Origin of the sequence: Rhodococcus wratislaviensis, assembly GCF_900455735.1 — a bacterium.
In the GTDB taxonomy this organism is placed as follows: domain Bacteria; phylum Actinomycetota; class Actinomycetes; order Mycobacteriales; family Mycobacteriaceae; genus Rhodococcus_F; species Rhodococcus_F wratislaviensis.
In genome coordinates, this window is sequence record NZ_UAUI01000028.1 from 26229 (window position 1) to 47678 (window position 21450).

The 21450-nt window shown below is 64.3% G+C and carries 17 protein-coding genes and 3 pseudogenes; 7 read left to right on the top strand and 13 right to left on the bottom strand.

The annotated features are described in order from the left end of the window. Positions 1 to 514 precede the first annotated feature (514 nt). The 4 genes from DTA22_RS33570 to DTA22_RS33580 form a co-directional block, all read right to left on the bottom strand. Positions 515 to 1144 (bottom strand): antibiotic biosynthesis monooxygenase, encoded by a 630-nt coding sequence (locus DTA22_RS33570; RefSeq protein ID WP_112302283.1) that lies wholly within the window; start codon positions 1142 to 1144, stop codon positions 515 to 517. Positions 1145 to 1727: 583 nt separating this feature from the next. After that, complete coding sequence (locus tag DTA22_RS33575; RefSeq protein ID WP_245973291.1) at positions 1728 to 2540, bottom strand: amidohydrolase family protein; 813 nt, start codon at positions 2538 to 2540, stop codon at positions 1728 to 1730. Positions 2541 to 2547: 7 nt separating this feature from the next. Beyond that, entirely contained in the window at positions 2548 to 2706 is a 159-nt protein-coding gene (locus DTA22_RS36935) for a hypothetical protein (protein WP_160118541.1), read from the bottom strand. 33 nt (positions 2707 to 2739) lie between these two features. After that, positions 2740 to 2880 carry a hypothetical protein gene (locus tag DTA22_RS33580; protein WP_245973290.1) on the bottom strand — a complete coding sequence of 47 codons (141 nt, stop codon included), beginning with the start codon at positions 2878 to 2880 and terminating at the stop codon, positions 2740 to 2742. A 465-nt stretch (positions 2881 to 3345) separates the two neighbouring features. Between DTA22_RS33580 and DTA22_RS33585 the strand changes: the two genes are divergently transcribed. Then, positions 3346 to 4233, top strand: a complete 888-nt coding sequence (locus DTA22_RS33585) for an AurF N-oxygenase family protein (protein WP_037227795.1) — start codon at positions 3346 to 3348, stop codon at positions 4231 to 4233. A 16-nt stretch (positions 4234 to 4249) separates the two neighbouring features. After that, entirely contained in the window at positions 4250 to 5653 is a 1404-nt protein-coding gene (locus DTA22_RS33590) for an FAD/NAD(P)-binding protein (protein ID WP_112302284.1), read from the top strand. A gap of 121 nt (positions 5654 to 5774) precedes the next feature. Here DTA22_RS33590 and DTA22_RS33595 read toward each other — a convergent pair whose 3' ends face one another. Then, positions 5775 to 6407 carry a DUF2267 domain-containing protein gene (locus DTA22_RS33595; RefSeq protein ID WP_037227792.1) on the bottom strand — a complete coding sequence of 211 codons (633 nt, stop codon included), beginning with the start codon at positions 6405 to 6407 and terminating at the stop codon, positions 5775 to 5777. Positions 6408 to 7273: 866 nt separating this feature from the next. Next, a complete protein-coding gene (locus tag DTA22_RS33605; protein ID WP_235214446.1) occupies positions 7274 to 7654 on the bottom strand; it encodes a hypothetical protein in 381 nt (126 codons plus the stop codon). A 319-nt stretch (positions 7655 to 7973) separates the two neighbouring features. Here DTA22_RS33605 and DTA22_RS33610 point away from each other — a divergent pair, with 319 nt between their 5' ends. Together DTA22_RS33610 and DTA22_RS33615 are read left to right on the top strand one after the other, a co-directional pair. Beyond that, positions 7974 to 9467 carry an MDR family MFS transporter gene (locus tag DTA22_RS33610; protein WP_112302286.1) on the top strand — a complete coding sequence of 498 codons (1494 nt, stop codon included), beginning with the start codon at positions 7974 to 7976 and terminating at the stop codon, positions 9465 to 9467. Between the two features lie 530 nt (positions 9468 to 9997). Continuing rightward, positions 9998 to 10699 (top strand): MspA family porin, encoded by a 702-nt coding sequence (locus DTA22_RS33615; RefSeq protein ID WP_112302410.1) that lies wholly within the window; start codon positions 9998 to 10000, stop codon positions 10697 to 10699. 1513 nt (positions 10700 to 12212) lie between these two features. Here the strand turns inward: DTA22_RS33615 and DTA22_RS33625 are convergent. After that, positions 12213 to 12487, bottom strand: a pseudogene (locus tag DTA22_RS33625) (helix-turn-helix domain-containing protein); the annotation flags it as partial. A gap of 5 nt (positions 12488 to 12492) precedes the next feature. Here DTA22_RS33625 and DTA22_RS33630 point away from each other — a divergent pair. Together DTA22_RS33630 and DTA22_RS36940 are read left to right on the top strand one after the other, a co-directional pair. Continuing rightward, positions 12493 to 12830: pseudogene (locus DTA22_RS33630) on the top strand (PHA/PHB synthase family protein); the annotation flags it as partial. A gap of 3 nt (positions 12831 to 12833) precedes the next feature. Then, positions 12834 to 13311, top strand: a pseudogene (locus tag DTA22_RS36940) (alpha/beta fold hydrolase); the annotation flags it as partial. A 70-nt stretch (positions 13312 to 13381) separates the two neighbouring features. Here the strand turns inward: DTA22_RS36940 and DTA22_RS33640 are convergent. From DTA22_RS33640 to DTA22_RS36390, 6 genes are all read right to left on the bottom strand, one after another. Further along, positions 13382 to 14026 (bottom strand): LUD domain-containing protein, encoded by a 645-nt coding sequence (locus tag DTA22_RS33640; RefSeq protein ID WP_037227787.1) that lies wholly within the window; start codon positions 14024 to 14026, stop codon positions 13382 to 13384. A 164-nt stretch (positions 14027 to 14190) separates the two neighbouring features. Next, positions 14191 to 15438 carry an NAD(P)/FAD-dependent oxidoreductase gene (locus DTA22_RS33645; RefSeq protein WP_146777812.1) on the bottom strand — a complete coding sequence of 416 codons (1248 nt, stop codon included), beginning with the start codon at positions 15436 to 15438 and terminating at the stop codon, positions 14191 to 14193. Between the two features lie 35 nt (positions 15439 to 15473). Beyond that, positions 15474 to 16904, bottom strand: a complete 1431-nt coding sequence (locus DTA22_RS33650; RefSeq protein ID WP_112302289.1) for an aromatic amino acid lyase — start codon at positions 16902 to 16904, stop codon at positions 15474 to 15476. A 70-nt stretch (positions 16905 to 16974) separates the two neighbouring features. After that, the gene (locus DTA22_RS33655) at positions 16975 to 18360 is read right to left on the bottom strand and encodes an MFS transporter (protein WP_146777813.1); all 1386 of its coding nucleotides are present in this window, start codon (positions 18358 to 18360) and stop codon (positions 16975 to 16977) included. Between the two features lie 302 nt (positions 18361 to 18662). After that, positions 18663 to 19841: a PucR family transcriptional regulator gene (locus tag DTA22_RS33660; protein ID WP_112302290.1), complete on the bottom strand. Its 1179-nt coding sequence runs from the start codon at positions 19839 to 19841 to the stop codon at positions 18663 to 18665. Between the two features lie 143 nt (positions 19842 to 19984). Next, entirely contained in the window at positions 19985 to 20134 is a 150-nt protein-coding gene (locus DTA22_RS36390; RefSeq protein WP_009473232.1) for a hypothetical protein, read from the bottom strand. A 339-nt stretch (positions 20135 to 20473) separates the two neighbouring features. On the opposite strand from DTA22_RS36390, the gene DTA22_RS33665 reads away from it, so the two are divergent. After that, positions 20474 to 21358 (top strand): class I SAM-dependent methyltransferase, encoded by an 885-nt coding sequence (locus DTA22_RS33665; protein ID WP_112302291.1) that lies wholly within the window; start codon positions 20474 to 20476, stop codon positions 21356 to 21358. Positions 21359 to 21450 lie beyond the last annotated feature (92 nt).

A 21450-nucleotide genomic window follows, 5' to 3' on the forward strand; every position in this document is an offset into this window, starting at 1 on the left:
GCACTGCCACTGCGGGTGCTTCCGGGCGTGGGGTTCAGCTCTAGGTAATCGGGTCGTAAGATAACGGTTAGGTGTGGTTCATGTCACAAACCGGCATCCCTGTTCAGTTGTACAGGACGCGCGGACGACCGCGCGAGGCCGAAAGTCCCGGATAGGACAAGTCGGGCAATTCGCCGGTCCGCCGGACGGGGATCGAGGGCGCGGCCGGCGCCACGTTTCGTAGTCGGCGATCAGGCTGTCCGAGCCGGGCGCAGGGTGATCTTTCTCGAGCCGGGAACAGTTGGCCCCAAGCTTCCGCCACCGTCGACCCCGTCGGGGGATTGCGGCCCCCTGTGGATGATCCGTGGGCAATGTCCATCCCGGCCGCCGCTGCCCTCGAATTCACTTCATCATGTTGTTGGGATTGATCCACAGACAGCTTGTCGTCGCCACTGTCCGTCTCGAATGACGGCCACCCGCTTGCGGCAGTCGCCGAAAGCGGTTGGCAGATTATCCTTCTGGGCGGTTCGACAACTCACGCCATCTCGGGGACGTGTAGATGCGCGATGGCCAGCTCGAACTCGCAAGTATCGAGAACCTCGGCGTTCGCCTCGCGAACTCCTTCGTCCCGGATGCTGTCGATGCGTTCTCTGTTGCGTTCCATCGCCTCGGCGCTGTCGAATGTCAGCGACGACACCCCGCGACCCGCGGCGTGGTCGAGCATCAGGCTGGCGCTGCAGAAGCCGTCGAGTTCCTCCATCTTGGGCAGTGCGGCCATCTTCCACACGTCGACGGCGCGGTCCATGTGGGCCGGCTCGGTCTTGATCCAGGTGACCCGGCAACAGGCCCCGCGATCCGAATGGTGGTCGCGATGCATGACAGCGATGTCCCACCGCGAGACCTCCGTGGTGCCGTGGAAGACCTCGGCTGCGTCGTCACGCAGCTTCAGGACCGGTCCCTCGCTGGCGCGCAGAGATTCCTCGTCTCGCCATGAACTGGTCGCGATGCACCGGCCCGAGCCGCGATCGACCAGCAGGGACATTCCGAGGCAGCCCTCGGTGTCCGCCAGCGCGGGCATTACAGTGTCGCGTACATGCTTGATTCCGGCGTCGATGTACGACGGATGCGCATGAATTGTTGTTGAGCGTGCGAACACGATCGGCACCCTTCTCCTCAGGGCGGCGCCGACGCGGCGTCGCCGGTCATTTCCCCGTGTTTCACACTGCTCCCCCTATCCGCCGGAGGCAATGGGCGGTGGCCGTCGCCGGCTTGGATCTGCAGCTGCGCTTTTCGATCACCGACATGAGATCGTGATCGAGGCGTCGATAGGTGCGCAGCCATACCTGACCCCTTGCTGCGGCACGTTCGCGCACAACCTGCGAACGGGTGGTCATCGTTGCAGATCGTTCTGGGGGCGCAGAGTTTCTCGAGTTGCGTTTCTCGCAGGGTTCTCAATCCGGCTGGCAGTGCCCCGGATGCGACGACGCACCCAGTGCTGGGGAGCGTGTCACCAAGTCCGGCTGCCGGACCTGTCCGTGCAGTCCGGCGGTGTGGTTATTCGAAAGTCTTCTCGAGGGGGGTGTTGAAATGCTGTCTACCGCCAAGTACGGGCGCAGTCCGATCTCCACATCGTTGTCGATCGATGACGGGCAGAAGCTGGATGGCCGCCCACTGGGAGCGACCACCCAGCTGTCTCACGCGTGGAGCGCCGGCGACGGTCGCTGCGTGGGCTGGTATTGCTCAGAGTTTCAGTAAGGCCAGTGCGTTGGTGCGTGCGATCTTGATGTGGTCGTTGTTGTTGATTTCGAGTCGGTCGAACCAATCGGCCGCTTCGCGCACGTCCTCGAACGGTCGTCGGCGGCGAACAGCAGGCGGTCGGCGCCGACTTCCTGGATGGTGTTCAGTAGCGCCGGGGTGCGGAAGTTTCCACTGGTGGTGAGGTAGAAGTTGTTGCGGAGGTAGTGGCCGAACGAGTGCTGGCTGTCGATGCCGCGCGGTGCCACCGCGATGCGGTGGTCGGTTCGCCAGATGTTGAACGGCAGCAGTTCTCCGAGGTGGCCGAGGATGATGTTCAGGTTGGGGTGCCGGTCGAACAGTCCGCTGCCCATCAGGCGGAGTGCGTGGGTTCCGGTTTCGACGGAGAACGCCCATGCGGAACCGTAGAGCCAGGGGTGGCCGTGGTATTGCGGGGTGGTGGATTCGAGGGGGTCACGCGGGTGCAGGTAGACGGGGACGTCGAGTTCGGCGACGGTGGACCAGAATTCGGCGTATCGGGGGTCGTCGAGGTAGACGACGGTGTTTTCGTCGCCGAATTGGGAGAATCCGTTGACGAGGGCGCCGACGAGGCCGAGTTCGGTGACGGCGCGGCGTATTTCGGTGGTGGCTGCGGCGGGGTCCTGCATGGGTAGTGCGGCGAATGAGACGAATCGGTCCGGGCGGTGGGCGACGTGTTTGGCGGCGTAGTCGTTGAGTTGTTGTGCCCAGTCGACGGCCTGGGCGGCGTCGTGCAGGGACTGGATGCCGGGGACAGGAGGGAGAGGACGGCCTTGTCGATGTCGCACTCGTCCATCAGGTGCAGACGGGTGTCGTGGATGTCGAGCAGCATGTCCCGGTAGGCCAGGCGTCGGCGCGGAAGTGGGCGGCGGACTGTTCGACGATGTTGGGGTCGGTGGCCCCGAAGTGTTCTTCGAGGGCGATCTTGTGGACCGTGTGAACTCCTGGTGACATGTGGAAATGACGGCCGAGAACGGCGGTTCGGGGTCAGGCGTGGACGGATTCGGGCAGCCGCGCGCCTTGGCGCTGCAACTCGTGGCGGGCCGTGGCGGTGGTGACCTCACCGGTCAGGGCTTGCTGGGCGGCGGCGATTCCGGAGGCTTGTCCGGTGGCGAACGCGGTTCCCATCACGCGGAGAGAGGCCGCCCATCACGCGGGCGCGACCCGCGGTGGCTCGGTCGCTCCGAACTCCCGGCCCATGGCCATTCGGCCGACCAGGATCTGGACGTCGAGCACGATTGCGATTGAGGCGAGCACGTGGCCGGCGTCGACTCGTTCAAGAGCTGCAGCGCACGTCGATCCGTGTCGATATCGGCCACGGTTTCCCCGGAACAACTGCATGTTACTTGAATTCTCACGAAAACGCCGAGGCGTTCAAGATCAATTCAATGGATGCTGCAACTCGATCGCCGAATCGGTGGCGAGGTACGCTGCAAGTTCTGCGATTGCTGCCGTAACCGACTAACGTGCCGGGCGGAACACAGTCGAGACGGAGCACAAGGGTGAGTTTATGCACCCCGGATAAACACATTAGATCTCTGATCGATTCGCGATTCGCGATTCGATTGGAATAGGAAATAGGAGTAAGGAAGGATGACGACTTCCGGAAGGGATGCGATATTCGAGACTCTCTTGGAATCGGCCAAGCGCCTCTCATTCGATCCGCGGGACCCGCTAGTTTGCCAACCTGATTCAGACGGCGACGAATTTCACGGGATGACGCCCGAGTGGTCACCTCTCTTCGGCACCGCTACGTGGGACTCCATGGCAGAGTCGGAACGCGTCCGCCTCACCAGAAGCGAGGTCGCGCAGTTCTTGGGCGTCGGAATCTGGCTGGAGGTGGGATTGCAGGTGGCATTGCTGCGGGCCAGTCACAGTGCGGACCCCGCCCGCTCGGACGTCAAGTTCCTGTTCAACGAATGCGCCGACGAGAACCTGCATTCGTTGATGTTCGTCAACGTCATCGACAGCATCGGATCGCACTTCTATCGACGCGACCGCTCACTGGACTTTTTCGGATGGCTGTTCAGGACCATCGCGTGGGACGAGGTGGCGTACGGAATCGTACTGGCCGGAGAAGAGATCTTCGACGTCATGCAACGTGACTGGATGGCGAGCGAAGACGTCGCTGCGCCCATCCGCAGGGCATGCTATATCCATGTTATCGAGGAATCCCGGCACATGGCGTACGCGCGTCAGAAAATCCGCACCCGGCTGATCAAGATTTCGCGCGTCCGACGGTTTATCAGCACCCTGGTCATCGCGATTGGAACGCATCTCGTCGCGAAGAGCCTGATCAATCGTCGAATGTACGAGGACCTCGGCCTGGATTGGAAAGTCGTGGGGCCGGAAATCGCCGCAAATGAACACCACCGGATAATGTTCCGCAGGGCCGCAGAACCGTTTATCGAATTCCTGAGCAGAGAAGGGCTGCTGAATTTCGGCGCGCGATGGATCTACCGAAAATCGAATCTTCTCTGAGCAAGCAGGAGTCGTTATGACCCACGTTGTCCTGGGGCATTGCTGTAAGGATGCTTCGTGCGTGCGGGTGTGCCCGCAGAATTGCATTCATCCCGCTCCCGGCGAAGCGGGTTTCGAGTCGGCCGAGTCGCTTTTCATCGACCCGCGCTCGTGTATCGATTGCACCGCCTGTGTCGAGGCCTGCCCGGCGTCTGCCATCAAACCCGAGTGGACGTTGACCGTCACCGAACGGCCCTACGCGGCCCGCAACGCAGAGTTCTTCGAGCAAGCTCCCGCCAAGTCCCGGCCCCGGTCGCGACGGATTCGCTTCGAGCAACCGCTGGGGAGGCCGAGCGACAGGCTGAGGATCGCCGTCGTTGGATCCGGGCCGGCGGCGATGTACACCATTCGCGAACTCCTTCGGCGATCGACCTCGGTACGCATCACCGTCTTCGAACAGCACGGCGAGATCGGGGGCCTACTGCACCGAGGCGTCTCCCGGGACCACGTCGGCGTTCGCGATATGATCCGGCTCTTCGACGTGCCCTTCAACGACGATCGCGTCACGATCGTGCACAACACAGAAGTCGGGGTGGATGTCTCGGTCGAAGACCTCCGAAACAGATTCGACGCCATAGTGCTCGCGTGTGGCGCTTCACAGCCCCGGGGACTCGGGCCCACGACTGTGGACCGCGGCGAGGGTATCTATGAGGCCATCGACATTCTGGTGGCCGAGAACTGTGGGGCGAACGGCTTTCGCCCGCGCGGGCCACTGGGACCGAGATCCCTCGTGATCGGGGCGGGAAACGTCGCCTTCGATGTCATCCGATGGATGGCCAAGACACGCGACCGAGGTGCCGCGGCCCAAGCGGTGACGGAGGTGGTGGTGTTGTCGCGATCGACCCCGGATCGCGCCTCCTTCACGCCGTCGGCGTTCTATGAGCTTCTGGACCTCGAGAACGCCGAGGTGCTGATCGACCGCTACGGCCGTCCGCCGAGCGCCGGTGCAGACGCCCCGCTGCTACGTGACCTTTCCGCCCTGCCCGCTGCCGATATCTGGGCGGCAGACGGCCCGACCGCCACTGACGAGGGCAGGCTGCGCATTGTTTTGTCCTTCGGACAGGAGGTGACCGATCTCGGGAAGGCAGTGGCCGGCGGTGTCGCCGTCACCACGACGGCCGGTCGGACCTTCCTCGCGGACTCCGCGATATGCGCCACCGGATTCACGACGAAGCAGATAGACGGCATCCCCGTGGACGAGCGGGGGGTCGTGCCCAACCGCCGAGGACGAGTGATCTCGCTCGAGACGGGCGAGTCGCTCGACGGACTGTATGTGGTCGGCTGGGCGAAACGAGGCGCCTCCGGCGGCGTCGGCGACAACCGTAGCTGCGCCACGGGAACCGTGACGGAACTCGCCGCAGACCTGCGCTCGCGGGTGTGACGCCCGGTTGGGCCGGGTAGCCCACACGGCACGAATAGGTCCACGGGTCACGCTCGGGTCCTGCTCACGGGGCTCGGCGGCGCGGTGTCCGGTTCTTGGGGTCAGCCGGAAACAGGCCGGGCTATCGCTTGGCCGTGCCCGCCACCATCAGGATTCGGTGCGCTTCCTGAGCTGCCTTTGCCGCCCGGCTACGTGGCGGTTCCTCTGTCGGGAGTTCTTCGAGGCCGTGGGCCAGTGCCGAAACCGCGTCGGTCAGCGCCTGCACCCTGTCCTCCATGGCGTTCAGTCGGCGATGCTCGGCGGAGGCTCGCGGCGCGGCGGCAGGGGTGGGGGTTTCGCTCGCGAGTTCGCCGCGGAGCCCGCTCGGCATCTGTGCGAACACATGGTCGAGTTGCCCGGGCGAGAACAGCGCACTCAGCCCGGCGGAGATTGCACTGGCGGTGGCGGGGACGTCGGCGGGGCTGATGCCGCCTTCGTATGCGAACAGGGTGGTGAACCCGGTGGTGTCGTATCGGATGGGCACCTTGCTCGGTACCCAGCCCTCGAAATAGACTCCTCGCAGGAACTCGGGCAGCTGGGCGGCGAGATGCACTGCGCTGTCCACGGTGAGCCGGTCGCGAACCAGATGTAGCCATGCCCGCAGCACCCGGTAGGTGTAGTTGCGGTCTTCGGTCCCGAGCCGCTCGGCGACAACCTTCAGCCACTCATGTGCGGTGTGCTGGGCGTGCGCGAGAGGGTCGTTGTGGTGTGTCATGAGGTCCTCCTACAATGTCGTGCCTGTCTCCATGATCGTCCGCCCCGATGGCCGCCAACAGGGGCGACTGACCTTCAATGCGGGGCAGATCCGGCTTCGATCGCGTCGGGTGGACGGTGAGCAGCCGTTGGACTCCCGAATAGCCGGTGTTCGCTGTTGTCCCTTGATCACGCGGAGCGGGGCCAGCCGGGCGACCTTGTGGCGCAGCCCAGCGCTGACGGCGGCGTCCACCACGGCGTCGATGTCCTTGGACGCTATGGGTGCGGTCGGTGAAGGTGCGCTCGGGACGTTATTCGACTCTGCCCGTGGGGATAGGCGGCGGGACGTTGAGGTCGAGCGTGGAGCCGGGCAACTGTGCGGGGTTGTAGTTGTGTGGCCTCCACGGCGGGGGCACATGTTCGTGGCCCCGAAGACGTAGCTGTCTTTGTCGGTCAAGCGCTCCCACTCGAAATCGACGGGCTCGCCGAGGATCGCCTCGCGGAAGCCGCTGCTGAGCAGAACGGATTGCCGGATCTGGCCTTGGGACGCTTGTCGGACCACAGGTGGCTGCGGGGGCCCACGGCTCGGATACTTCGCGAGGGCTGCTTTGTGGGATCTTGACAAGAAGTCGCGGTGACTGGCATTCGGCCGTTTGTGCAACACCAATCGGTGGGACACCGTGAATGCGTGATTGTCGTTCTGACTGAACGTGTTTGACACTCTCTTGAATGAGAATCGTGTCGACGTGGTGATGCCCTACGGCCCCGACTGGCCTACGCTGTTCACCACATTGCGATCCCTGATCGATCCCACTAGTTGCCGTACCACCACCTGTACGTGGTCGTAATCGGCAGCAAGCCCTATCGCGATACCGTCGATCTGCGTGACTATCTCAGATGTCGGATCGTCTTGTTCCTGAGCTGTCGGTTGTTCTTAGGTTCCCGCGCCGACTTCTGGTCTTCGATCTGCCGGATCAACTCATGCTTCGCTGCGCCGAGAGCCTGAACCAGGTGCGGATCGGTGGCGGCTGCCACTAATGGCGGAAGGCCGGGGAGCGTCGTGCGTAACGTGACTCGCTGTTCCTTGCCGCCTCGGTCTTTCACCGAGATTTCCACATCCACATCGCTGGGGTCCCAACGCCCCAGGTGCGGCGCGAGCGCCGACAACACTTCCAGCACGTGCGACCGGTCCTGCTCTTTGAAGCCCGCGCCCATGTGGAGCGTGTGCTCGTCGAGGACGTCTCGTCGCTTGTTATCGGATGTACTCACCGTGGCCTCATCTCTGGAGTCTCACCTCGACGGTAGACCCTTTCCGCGGATAGTCGTTCGAGGTCGTGCTGAGTCCGACGTGCGACCGGAGCAACCCGCAAATCGGTTTCGCGTGTGGCCGCTCGGAGTCGTGATCAGGGGCGCTGAGGAACCCACCGGTCTCACCTGTCGCTGAGCTGGGTGGCCGGTGCCCCGCGTCGCCCGAATTGAGCACGGAAAACAATTGGCGGCAGAACCCCGGTGGTAGGTAGATTCGGTGGCTGCCCTGCCCCGTCATTCGCCGGGATGTCCGCAGTTCCCACCATCCGAAAGGTTCACCGTGACCGAACCCGCTGGCCTCGTGAACGACGAGGAAAGAGCCGACGATCGAATCGAACGCCGACACCTGCAGGTGATCGGTGTCCTGTTGGTTGCCAGCTTTGTGGTGATCCTCAACGAGACGGTGATGAGCATCGCCATCCCGGTCCTCCAGGTCGAATTGGGCGTTCATCCCAGCGTGGGGCAGTGGCTGACGACAGCGTTCATGCTCACGATGGCGGTGATCATCCCGCTCACCGGCTATCTCATCCAGCGCATCCCGACGCGCACTCTGTTCGTGCTCGCCATGTCGCTGTTCACGGCGGGAACGCTGATCGCTTTCGCGGCACCAGGCTTCGGTGTGCTGCTGTTCGCCCGAATCGTGCAGGCATCCGGGACAGCCCTGATGCTGCCGCTGCTGATGACGACGATCATGACGCTGGTGCCGCCCGCCCGTCGCGGTGCGATGATGGGCAACATCTCCATTGTGATCGCGGTTGCGCCTGCTCTCGGCCCCACCCTGTCCGGTTTCATCCTCGACCACTTCGGGTGGCGTTGGATCTTCGGATTCGTTGCCCCCATCGCGCTGGTCACATTGGTCCTCGGCGCACGATTCGTTGTTTCGGTGTCCGAGACGACGAAGGCCGGCGTTGACATTCTGTCGATCCCCCTGGCGGTACTCGGGTTCGGTGGCCTGGTGTACGGCCTGGTGAGCATCGGTGAATCGGCCCAGGACTCCCCGACGATCCCGGTGGTGGTGCCGTTCCTCATCGGTGCGGTGGCGTTGTCCGGGTTCCTCGGCCGACAGTTCCGGCTGCAACGCGAGGACCGCGCCCTGCTGGACCTGCGCGTGTTCGGATACCGCCAGTTCAGCATCTCTGTGGTCGCGATGCTGGTCGGCATGGCAACGATGATGGGCACCTTCATCATCGTTCCCTACTTCGCGCAGTCGGTGATTTACCTCGATCCGTTCGAGACCGGTCTCATCACGCTGCCTGGCGGCCTTCTGATGGGTCTGGCGGGACCGATCGTGGGCCGCGTCTACGACCGGCGCGGTCCTCTCGTGCTGGTCATCCCCGGCTCGATCCTCGTCAGCGCCGGAGTGTGGATGCTGACGACGGTGAACACGTCCACCTCATTGTGGTGGCTCCTGTTGTCGAATATGGCGCTGTGCCTCGGCCTGTCGGCGACCTTTACGCCGTTGATGACATCGGGATTGGGATCGGTGGCCGCTCACCTGTATGCGCACGGCTCCGCAGTGGTGGGCACGTTCCAGCAGGTGGCCGGTGCTGCCGGTACGGCACTGTTCGTCACCGTGATGACGGTTGTCGCCTCACGATCCGGTCACCCTCACGATTCACCGGAGGCCATTGCCGAGGGAGTGCGAATGGTCTTTCTTGTTGCCGGGATCCTCTCGTTCGTGCTGATCGCGGCATGCGCCTTCGTGCGCAAACCGGCGAATCCGGTAGACCACGCACACACTGCATCCGTGGATGCGCCCGCTCAGGGGATCTGAACGGAGGCGCGTGTCATCCACGCTGACCTTTTGGGGCCACGGCAGTGGTCGACATCTTCCCGTTGGAGCGGCGCTCCTCAGCCGGCTACCGGTCGAGACCAGGTGCGTACCGCAGGGTCTCGACATACGGGACCCCGCCGGGCTGCTGGTGTCAGTTCGGTACTGACGTCAGCGAGGCGGGGTCGAGGTGTCGCATCGTGATGGGTCGACATCGGTTGCCGCGACACTTTCTCAGCGTAGGGGTCGCCCACAATCGTCGGAGAGAAAGTGACCGGGAAGTCTGGGTGAACGTTCTCGGGGGCCTCGGTGGCGAACTCCCGGTCCACGCTGGTCTGACCTGCTCCGCACGCCCCGCCACTGTCGACCGCTCTCGCCCGCCAGATCGTGCCACGAACTGCCAGGTCAGCGGGGGCGGACCACACGAAACGCTTGTGAACTTCTGAACAACACGAGGACGTCGAGGGGCCCGAATGGTTAGGCTCTGCATGCTTTTTCGTATCGGTTGCAGTACGTACTGAATGGGGATCGGCATGACGAACATCAGCACAGCTCGACCCGGACGCAAATCCTTCACCCGCATGGCGGCGGTAGCGGGCATTGCCGTGCTCGCCGTGGTCATTGGTAATGGCACCGCCTCGGCCGGTGTCGACAACTCCAGTTCCGTCATCGACGCGGACGGCAATCGCATCGAGGTCTTGCAGGGCGACACGCAGTATCAGGTCGTTCCGCCGCTCGACGGCGTACCGACCAGCGTCGAGTTCTTCCACAATGGATACGCCGGTGTGAACATCAGCGGTCCCGATGCGGCGGAGTTCGAGGGGACGCAGCTCACCGTCGGATATCAGATCGGCTACCCGGTTGCGCTGGCAGGTGCGACCATCGTCCTCAATTCGCCCGGCCTCGGGTTCGCGATCGGGTCGGACACCGGAATCGACCTGGGGCTCGTCCCCGACTTCACGCTGGATCTGAGCGCGGGGACCAACGCGGAGTTGGCGGGTGACATCATCCCGTCGCAAGAGCTGGACATCGACCTGGAGCCGGGCGGTATCACCACGGTCCCGCTGCTCGAGGGCCAGGAGTTCGACGGACCCGAGGCGCTGGTGCGGATGCAGGGCGTTCACGGGTCCATTTCCGGCGCGATCGGACCGGTCACCATCCGGCCGTACGCGATGGCCGTGACGGCCAACGGTGACACCGTCATGACCTACGGTGTGCCGCAGAAGCTCAACTGAGCAAGAACCCGAACAGGTTTCGGTTGGGGTGCCGCCGGGTCGTTACCAGGATCGCGACCCGCGGCGCTCCGTTCCACCGGAGCAGCCGACAACATCGTCGACCTCCCGGCCGGATTCTCATCCTTCACATGTTTGACGAGCAGATCGAGGACCTCGGGAACGCGGGCAGTCCACCACGCCACACCGAAAGGCAGTGCGTTCTCCGTCAGCTGAGTAGGGCCCTACCGTGTGTGGTGATACATAATGGTGACCCGGCGACTCGCCGGCCGTTTCGGAAGTCGTATCTCGCGGGGGAGTACGTTCTGCTATGCGACCCGGCGGACCGGGGGTCTCGCGGATCGCCGAGCTCGCGACCATTTTCGACAAGGATTGACGGAGAGCTGCAGGGCTGGTTCACCGCATGCGAACAGATCGCGTGCGGAGGCGAACCGCAAGGTCGGTAGGCTCATGGTGTCGGCAGATGCATTCAACACGGATCGGATTGGCCGACGCTGCCCCGACCGGACTGCGGTCATTGCCCTTGTCGCACCCCATGGTCGACCCCGGCCACGGGGTGAACCGCAACCGAGGTCTTGCCGTCACGTCCAGAACAAGGCGCGCCAGCCATTAGCGACGTCGCCCGTCCACCCGTATGCCTCCAGATTGAGGCGGCATCGCTTCGTTACTTTATCGCCGGCGGTCACCAGGATGTCGACTATCGACATCCGGTTACCGCCTATACGACTGATGTTCACTTTGCGGCAGATCGCTGACCGGCGTGCGGAGTTCGGCAAGCGACGGCGGTGCGTGCCGGTCGGCCTCCGATGTTCCGGGAGTCCTCGCCTCGGTTCGCGGCCGGGCAACGTGTGAGTCCTTCGGCATCAGATCGGGGTTGCGAGGCGATCGTGCCGCCACCGGCGGCGACGGGTTTGCCCGCCAGCGCCGAATGCCGGAACTGGATACCGCACCGGACGGAACTCGGCTGATGCGTACGTCGCCCGAGAAGGGGAGAGGCGGCGCCGCAAACGATACCGGACAGTCTGCTGCGTCTGGTGAGTGCCGCACTCGAGCCGCCCTTTGGCTGCATTTCGCCGTTCGGGAGATGCGTGTCGACGTTTCATCCACGCCTTGGCTACGGTTAGTGGAAAGATTGCGGTAAGGGTGCTTATACAACTCGCTAAGACCCTTGGAGGAAGCATGCGCATATCTCAAACGGCGGCCAGTGCGGTCGGCGTCATGCGGCTTGCGTTCGATGCGGGCGTCGCCCTGGTCTCCATCGTTGTTGCAGTGCCGGTCGCATTGGCAATAGGCCGAGGGAGGGTGTTAGTGCGCGGGGCGCGCGGCGACATCGCGGCGACGAGTGTCCCGGCAGAAGACCACGTTCATGACCTGGGAACGATCGTGGACGTGCGGTAACCGGCAAGGCGCTGGTGGACAGGGCGGACTGATCGAGATCGACATCGCGATGTAGACGTGACCGACGTTCGGATGTGGCGAGAGGGGATGCTGCCGCGGAGGAAGCCGACGGCACCATTTATATTGTGCCCGAGTCTTGTTCGCTCGGTGCGAGCACTGCGGCACCGAAGCAGTGGCAGGTCAGCAAGGCGATCTCGGCATCCAGGCGGTCCTCGGGAGGGGGTGGCCGCGGCGTTCGATCCCGCGCTGGACCCGGTACTTCACCGAGTTGAAGTGCAGGTGGAGTTCCTCGGCGGCGGATTTGTAGATGGAACCGTGTCCCAGGAAGGTGCGCAGCGTTTCGCGGAGCCGCGCATCGTTCTCGGTGTCCGCGGCGAGAGGTCCGAGTGTCTCGTGCCGTGTTGGACCAGAGCCGAGCCGGCTTCTCCGCCGCCGCCCTCGACCCGACCACCGCCAAGGCCGCTGTCCGCGTCTCGGCTGCTCGCGGGTACCTCGAGGGCCGCTCACTGGCCGAGGTGTTCGCCTGGCTACGCCCGACCGACCTGATCTGGTGGTACTGGGTCAACAACTACATCCGGTGCTCTTCTGGAACGTCGACACCACCCGGATGGCCGCCACACTCCACAAGGACATGGTGCAGATGGGACTGAGCAACGCGCTGACCACCCCGGGCGCAGTGCGCATGCTGGGCACCCCCGTCGACCTGACCAAAATCACCGTGGACACCTACGTGATCGTCGCCTTCCAGAATCCGCGCCGGTGCCGGCGACTGGTCCTCGCCGCCACCGCAACCGGCGCCCTCATGGTGCCCGCCCGGCCGTCGGTCCTGACGAAGATGCTCACCCCCGCCGGTTCGTCGACCGCGACTGTCTGGCCTCGATCGCCGCGACCATCTACGGCGGCAGCGCCGATTTCGGCAACGCTGACATCGCCCAGATCGTCGGCCATCAACTGGCGGCCGGATCCCGCCGCGGCTATCTGTACCAGCTGCTGGCCGGGTCGGTGTGGTCGAGCCTGTTCGCCCTCCCCGCGATCCGCCAACCCACCCTCATCGTCGCCGGCACCGACGACCCGATCATTCCGATCATCAACGCCCACATCATGGCCCGGCTGCTGCCGCACGCCACCCTCCACACACACACCCCGGCGGCCACGTCGACCTGCTCACCAACGCGTCCACACTCGGCCCGATCATCGAGGACTTCCTCGCGACCTAATATGTTCGGCCGGCGCAGGGTGCTGCGTATCGACGGTTGGTTGGCCGGCCGTCGCCGGGGTCGAATGCGCTCAGAATCCGATGGCTTCGCGGATGAGAACGACGGTTCCGCGGCCGGGGACCAGTTCGCGTCCGTTGATCAGGATTTTCGAGATCGTGCTGCGGACGCCGTAGGCATGCTGGGCGCGGACATCTTCTTTGGGATAGGAATAGGTTTCGATGCGGTGCAGTGCGGTGGCCAGATCGGGCACCACCTTTTGGGCTCCGACCACCCATACGGCCTGTGTGGCGCCGGATGCGTAGGGGGCGAGTTGGCTGCCGCTCGCCGATGCGGTCACGAGCTTTCCGTCTTCGGTGACGGCGTGGACGCTCCCGACCACCACTTCGGGTGCCGAGCGGGTGACGCGTACGTCGTCATGTCGTGCGCTCAGGTCCCAGTCGGACTGCTCGGCGCGCAGGCTGTGAAACGTGCCGGAGGAGTTGATGGTTTCCGCCAGGCCGGAGAGTCGGAGCGTCTCGCTGGTCGAGGTGAAGATTGTCTTGTCGGTCGGGAGCAGGTCGGTGACGAGGGTGTGCGCCTCTTCGACGGTGTCGACGATGTGCGCGGTGAACCCATTGCGGCGCAGACTTTCCGCGGCCCTCTCCACCCGATCGGGGGCGGCGGGCGTGGCGAACGACTCGTCCACTGCGAGTTCGACGATCGGATTGTCGGTCATGATGTGAAACCTTTCAATTGGCGACTGTCTGCGGATCGGCGGGCAGGCGGCAGCGAAGAGCAGGGTTCGTGCCCCTCTGCATCCGGCGCGCGTAGTCACACAATTCTCCCGCTATTGATCTCGCCGGGTTTCTGATTGCCGAGCGACAGCGTCCGCGTCTGTCGTCAGATGCGTCCTGCGAACTGGAAGGGAAGCATCGATTCCGGGATGTGACGGGTGGTGACCATTTCGGCGATCCCCTCAGCTGTGGCAGGTGCCAGGGTGACACCCAACATGCCGTGGCCGGCGGCAATGTAGAGACCGCGGTGACCGGGCGCTGGGCCGATGAACGGCAGGCTGTCCGGTGTCGCGGGCCGTAGTCCGGCTCTGCCGGAGCGAATGTCGACATCTGCGTCCGGGGACCATCCTGCCAAGTAGGGATGCACCTGGTTCAGGAGGAGTCGGATCCGTCGCTCGGGGACGCGTTCGTCGCGGGCAGGTAGTTCGAATGCGCCGGCGATGCGTACCGCGTCGTGGTAGGGGCTCAGTCCCAGCTTGGGCTCCATCAGGTACAGCGCGTGGCGTGGGGAGCTACCGGCACCTCGGACGTCGATCGAGTACCCCTTGGCTCCGATGATCGGCAACCGGAAACCCAGGGACGTGAGAAGCGCGTTCGTCGCGGCACCGAGCGTTACGACCACGTCGTCGACGTCCAATGAGTGGTCCGGCATTCGTATCGACCACCTCGCACCTACGGGAGTGACGGCCTGCACGGCTGTGTCCTGGAGTACGGTGACGCCCATTTCACTGACCCGCTTGTGCAGACCTTGGAGCAGGGATTCCGGGTTGACGTGCCGGTCGATCGAGGTGTGGGCGGCAACCTGTACCCCGGGTCCCACGGCAGTGTCGCGTCGACGTGCTTCGTCACCGGACAGATATTCGACGCTGCCGGGGAAGCCCATCGGGAGCAGGTGGTCGAACAGCTGGGTGAACCATTCCAGGCCGTCGGCGTATTGTGCCAGTGCGAGCAACCCGGCCGAGTGCATCTCGAAATCGACACCGTCATCGCGCATCTCGTCGAACAGATCGAGTGTGTGGGTGTTCAGTTGCAGCAGTGCCCGGACTCCGCTCTCGTACGCCGAGGGTCGGGACGCGCGGGCGAACTTCCACAGCCAACGGATCCAGTCGGTGTCCAGCCGCGGCCGGATGGACAAGGCGCCATTGGGGTCGAAGGCGTGTTTGAGTCCGAGTCCGACGACACCGGGTGAGGCGAGGGGCGTCGACAGGGACGGGGTGATCCAACCGGCATTGACGCCGGAAGCCGACCGGCCGATCGAACCGCGTTCGATGACCGTGACGTCCTCGCCGCGACGGCGAAGGCTCCACGCTGTACTCATCCCCACAACCCCGCCGCCGATCACTGCAACAGTCACCTCGGTCTCCTTTCTGTTGATTCGGTGAAAGAGATTCAGGTGGTGGCCAACTCGGAAACGGGTGCCGCCGCGTCGTCTCGGGGTCGGCTGAGCAAGTCGACGACCGACTCGAGTTGTGCGCCGAAGTCGACAGGTGCGCTTCCGACGGGGAAGCGCCGAAGGATCTGCCGGCTGAGCGCCGCGAGCCGTCGTGGCACCGGCTGTCCCGTGCGGGCGAGTGTGTGGCTGGCCACGACGCCGAGGACGGCGAGATTGTTGTCGAGTGCTGCACCGGCATCGTGCGCTTTTCGCCACGCAAGCAGGTCGGGTGTTCCCGTGTCGGTCTGACCTGCTCCGCCCAGGCCGATCAGTGACGTCGTTGCGGCGGCGCGCGCCTCTTCCGCCCATCCTGCCGACGTCATGTAGAGCAGGCTGACCTGGGATTCGGGTTCGGTGGCGACGAGCCCTCGGGGATCTTCGACGATTCGATTGACCTGGGCCGTAACCAACTGGCACACATCGGCCCACGTGCGAGCGAGGGAATCGAGACTCGGAGCGACGAGGGGGTTGTGGTAGCCGCCGTTCGACAGGACCGCGCCGAGGGGCGGATGGATTGCCGGGCCGACGAAGATCGGGTTGTTCGATGACGCCGAGAGCGCGATCTCGGCGCATTCTTCGGCGGCGGCCTGCGCCCGCCGCGCCCATCCGATGACGCGTGGCCCACTGCGGAAGGACACCGGCGCTTGATAGGGGAGTTCGGACGAGTGGTCGTCGGTCTCGATCAGTCGGCGGATGTTGTGTATGGCTTCGGCCTGGTGTTCGTCGCGCCAGGCGGCCTCGAGTTCGGGGGCGTAGTGAGCTGCCGGGGCATGGATCGCCACCGCGCCCAGCGCCATCATCTGCTCCATGACGGTGATCCGATGCCGTCCGGCCAGTGCGGCGTCACCCAGGGCCGCCGCCGCCACTGGGGAACCATTGATGAGTGCCATCCCCTCGCCGATCTCGAGGGACCCGTCGAAGTGGGTCCGGAGCAGGTGTCCCAGGGGAATTATGTCGCCTGGCTCGCCGTTTCCGCGGGCTGGAACCGGTGGAAGATCGGTTTCGAGCAGGTCGAGAAGCCGGTGCACTGTTTCCACGCGCAGGCACGCCGTCCCGTTCAGCACGTCTGCGAGCCGGGCTAGGACGGCGGCGCGGAGGAGGCGTTCAGGCAGCCGCGGGCCGACGGTGGCGGGTGTCGACGGCAGTCGGGTGGCGAACTCTGCGCGGCCCTCGTCGCCGAGAACGGATTTCGCGCCGACATGGTGTTTGGTAGTGATTCCGTAGAGATGACGATCCGCGTTCTGTTCGACGAAGTCGACGAATTCTTGTCGACGGGACCGGATGACACTCAGTGCGCGATCACTGATGCTGCACTGTTCGCCCATCCAGGCCACCCGAGCGATGTTGTCGAGGGTGAGGTCGTCGCTGCTGTCGATGAGAACAGTCATGAAGGTTCCTCCGAGTGAGAGTTGGGCTGATGGCGCCGGTCGGTCGGCTGACTGACGGCGTCTGTTCGGGTTACGCCTGAGACACGAACGACGAGTTGCTGTCAGGACTGCCGCTGTCGGATTTCTGCGGCGCTTCCTCGGTGTCGGCTGCGGCCTGCGCGAGGGTCAGGCCCGCGGTTTCCGGTGCCCAGGCGATGCTGATGAGAAAACCGACACCAGCCACCACACCGGTGATCAGCGTGACCCCGTGTGCTCCGAACTTATCGATTCCTACCGGCAGCAGAAGCGTCCCGATCGCTGCCCCGATCCGGCTGAAGGACACGCAGATTCCGGTCGCGGATGCGCGGATGCTGGTCGGGAACAGTTCGCTGGGATAGACGGTGTCGAGTGCGGCCATCGCCGACGAGATGAGTGCGAACAGTGCGAAGAGGGCGATGACATAGCCCGCGGGGGCGCTCTGCCAGAGGCCGATTGCCAGTGTCGATGCGGTCAGAAGTGCGAAGGAGATCAGGGTGTAGGGGCGTCGACCGATCTTGCCGATCGTGACGATGCCGACGCCGCCGCCGATCAGAAGGAAGAGGTTGACACTGGTGGTCTGCCAGAAGCCGGATTCGATGTCGAGTGATTCGAGGATGGTGGGGAGGAAGGTGAAGACAGCGAAATAGGGAACGACCTGGCAGAACCAGAACAGGCACGCGAATGCCAGACGCTTGCGGTGCTGTGCGGCGAACACGTCGCGCAGTGAACCAGACGATTCCGCCGCCTCCTCCTCGGCGAGGTCGGCGAGGGTTGCGGTCGGGGAGACATGCTTCCGCAGAATCGCGAGGCCTTCCTCTGCTCGTCCGTTCTGAGCGAGCCAGCGCGGTGACTCGGGTGTATTCCGGCGGAGGATGAGCAGAATGAGCGCGGGGACCGCGCTGGTCGCCAGGATCCAGCGCCAGGCGTCGGCGCCCCCGACCTCGGCTAGTGCCGTTCCGACGACAATCGCGAGGACGTACCCGACTGTCCACATCGCCGGCCCCACTGCGAGCAGGGTGGCCCGGTGTTTCCGCGGTGAGAACTCGGCCACGAGGGTCGTGGCGATCGTGTAGTCGGCTCCGACCGCAATCCCCAGCAGAACCCGGAGAACGAGCAACATGACGGCGTCGGTGACGGCGATTTGAGCGAGGGAGAGGACGACGAACAATGCGAGGTCGATGACGAACATCCGCCGGCGGCCGATCTTGTCGGTGACCCAGCCGAACAACAGGCTCCCCAGGAACACGCCGATCAGTGCGGAGGCGCCGATAAAGCCGCTCATCAATGAACCGATCGGATGAGACTGTGCGAAGAGGGGGAGTGCGGGAACAATGGCGCCGAGGATGTACCCGTCGCAGAGATGTCCGCCATTTCCGTAGAGCGTCGTTTTCAGATGAAACCGCGAGAGTCTCGCGTCATCGAGAGCGTGTGTGGCCACGGGGGCTCCTTCAGGAAAGAGGATGGGTATTCATCAGTCGCGACGGTCGAGCTCGCCGATTCCGGCCCGTGCACCCGCCGGAATCCTCGTTCGAGTGTTCGAGGGAACCGGCACGTCGACGTGGCCGGCGAGGGTCTGTCGGCGCGTCCATCTGCACCGATGCGACGTTCTCGACTGTGATTCCGAACACTACGGCCGACGTGCGGGAGCGTCTTCCGTCTGTGTTCGAGTAACGGCGACGTGTGTTCCTGACATTGTCGAAAGCTCCAGGTGGTCCGTGGAAACTGACGGTTGAACACGCATCAGGTGTTGCGGATCAGCATCGCCAATCTGAGGGCGAGCTGGAGTCCGGCTCTGCGTTCGCCCTGTGCCCAATCCTCTCCGAGAAGCTGTTGCGCACGGTCGAGCCTGTAGTAGAGGGTGGTGCGGTGCACCGCCAGTTGGGCGGCAGCGCGGCGTGTGTCACCGCCGCAATCGAAGTAGGCGTCCAAACTCTCGCGAATCAGCGTGTTGTCCGCATCGAACAGACGGGATGCGCCGGGGAACAGAATCTCCAGGGTTTCCGTCGTCCACGGCAGTCCATAGAACACGAGGTCAGCTCCGAGCTCGTTCCAGCCCAACTGCTCGACGTTCCGCGCGTGTGCAACGGTTGCCGCATAGCTGGATTCCATTCCGGATCGTCGCAGCCCATCGAGATCGGAGGCAGCGCCCCCGGTGCCGGTTCCGTGCAACTTCCATCCACGCCGCCGGGCCGCCTGTGCCAGAGCGTGGCGGAACGGGCGAAGGCGGTCGGCGTGTACCTCGGCACTGACAATCAGGTGGAGTGTGTCGTCGCCGTGCCCCAGGAGGGAACGGCCCACCGGTCGGGCGTACGCGACTTCCTGGGCGGCGCCCCGCATCGCTCGGACGTCCAGCGGCTCGCCGCCGGCATCGATCGGTGCCAACTTCATGGTGAGCACACATGCGGGCTCGGTAAATCGAAGGAGAGGTTCGCCGCTGAGAAGGTCGGCCGGCGGTGAAGACTTGTGCGGTGGGGCGAGCAGTGCGCTCACGAGTTGAGACTCGCGGTCCAGCACGGTGGCCATCGACTGAGACTGCTGGTGGAGCAGGTCTGCGATCGCGGAGGCGGTCCCGGCCGCTGCTGTGATGTCGGAATCTGTGAGCGGCGGGCTGTCGATCAGCCACAGATATCCCTGGAGTTCCCCGTGTGCCCGCATCGGAATGCACACCCGAGGCAACGTCTGCAACGCCGGATTCGCGGGGAACCGAACCGGCCCGGTGGCGTGCGCGATATCGAGCGAGAATGCGTACTCGAATACTTCCGGGGACGAGTGTCGCTGGAGGATCGACCGGACGCGGACATCGTCGAGATCACCGTGCTGCTCGGTCAAAGCGAGCGGCTTGAGACCGCAGTCGTCGATTTCGATCGAGCGGTTCAACTGATCCGCGAGACTGTCCGCGTACTGCTGGACGTCGTTCATCCGTAAACCTGCCGGTCGTCATCCCGGGTTGCGGGGCCCCGATGTCTCTGCTTGTGCTGCAACGTTTTCGAGTGCGACGCGCGGCGGGGGATCGGATGGACAGGTCACTCGGTGTTCATCCGATCCCCTCGTCGGGGAATTCGTCAGTTCGTGACCGCGGGGCGGGTGGGCCTGCGGTCGTCGGCGAACATGGCCTCGATCCTCGACTTGATCTCCGCGGTGCTCATGGTGCCGCTGCGCCGGGGCGTCTGCCGTCCGGTGGGAGTCGTCGGGGCAATCGAGGTTGTCGCCATGTGTCCTGCTTTCGTCGGATACCGATATGTGTGCCTCACGGTCACGGTTGTGATCTGATTCACATCGTGGCCGACTATGTTGTACACCACATGTTCGGTCCCGTGCCACTCGGCCTGGTCACCTCGGCGGTGGCTGGGAATGTGACCGAGCGGGTGCGAGGTCGGCGAATCGGCTCCGGCTGATTGCGGTGGCCCGAGCGTAGAATTGCGCGGGTTCGGTCGATCACGCTGGGCCCGGATTTCGGTGAGGCCTTACCGAACTTCTCTGGCCTCGTCGCCGCTCTGCGCTGCTCGGTCGTCGGCTCCGAATTGGGACGAGATCGGGAGGGTATTTCAGCGATGCGAACCGATGGAGACAGTTGGGACATCGTCAGTAGCGTGGGCCTGACCGCGTTGGGAGTGGCGACATTTCGGGCGTTGGAGACAGTGCGCCCCGACGCGCTGATTCAGGACGACTACGCGCGGTGGTTCGTCGAAGCGGCGGGTGAACCGCATTTCACCGGGCTGTTGGCCGACCCGTCGACACTCGGGGACATGCCGGTCTCCGGATTCATGGGTTCTCGGACCAAATTCTTCGACGAGTTCTTCTCGTCAGCCACGAGTTCAGGGGTTTCACAGGCGGTGATCCTCGCGGCCGGGTTGGACGCACGGGCGTATCGCCTCGACTGGCCGACCGGCACGACGGTCTTCGAGGTCGACCAACCGCAGGTGCTGGAATTCAAGGAGGGGGTCCTCGCTGATCATGGCGCCAGGGCGAAGGCTGATCGTCGCCCGGTGGCCGTCGATCTGCGAGACGACTGGCCTGCCGCCCTCCAAGCTGCCGGATTCGACCCCGGTAAGGCGACCGCCTGGTCGGTGGAGGGGCTGCTGGCGTACCTCCCGGGCGTGGCGCACGACGCGCTGTTCGAGCGGATCGACCAACTGTCCGGTCCCGGCAGCCACCTTGCCGTGGACAACTTCGCGGCGGGAACCGATATGCAACGCTTCGAGGCCATCAGAGCGAAGTATTTCGCGAATAATCCGTTCGGCGACATCGACATCTCCGAGCTGTTCTACGGTGACGAGCGGGCCGATCCGGTGCAGTGGTTGACCGGGCACGGCTGGTCGGTGCGGCGGTCCACTTCGCTCGAGCTGGCGGCTGCCTACGGGCGGCCGGTTCCGGAGCTCCCCGAAGAACTTGTCGATCTGTCGAAACGATCGACGTACCTGACCGCGGTCAAGTAGCCCACGCTCTCGCTCGCAGCGATGAACCACAGAGGCGAGCCATTGCGGTGGACCGCCATCCGCGCGTACATTGGTAGTTGCGGATCGAGAGA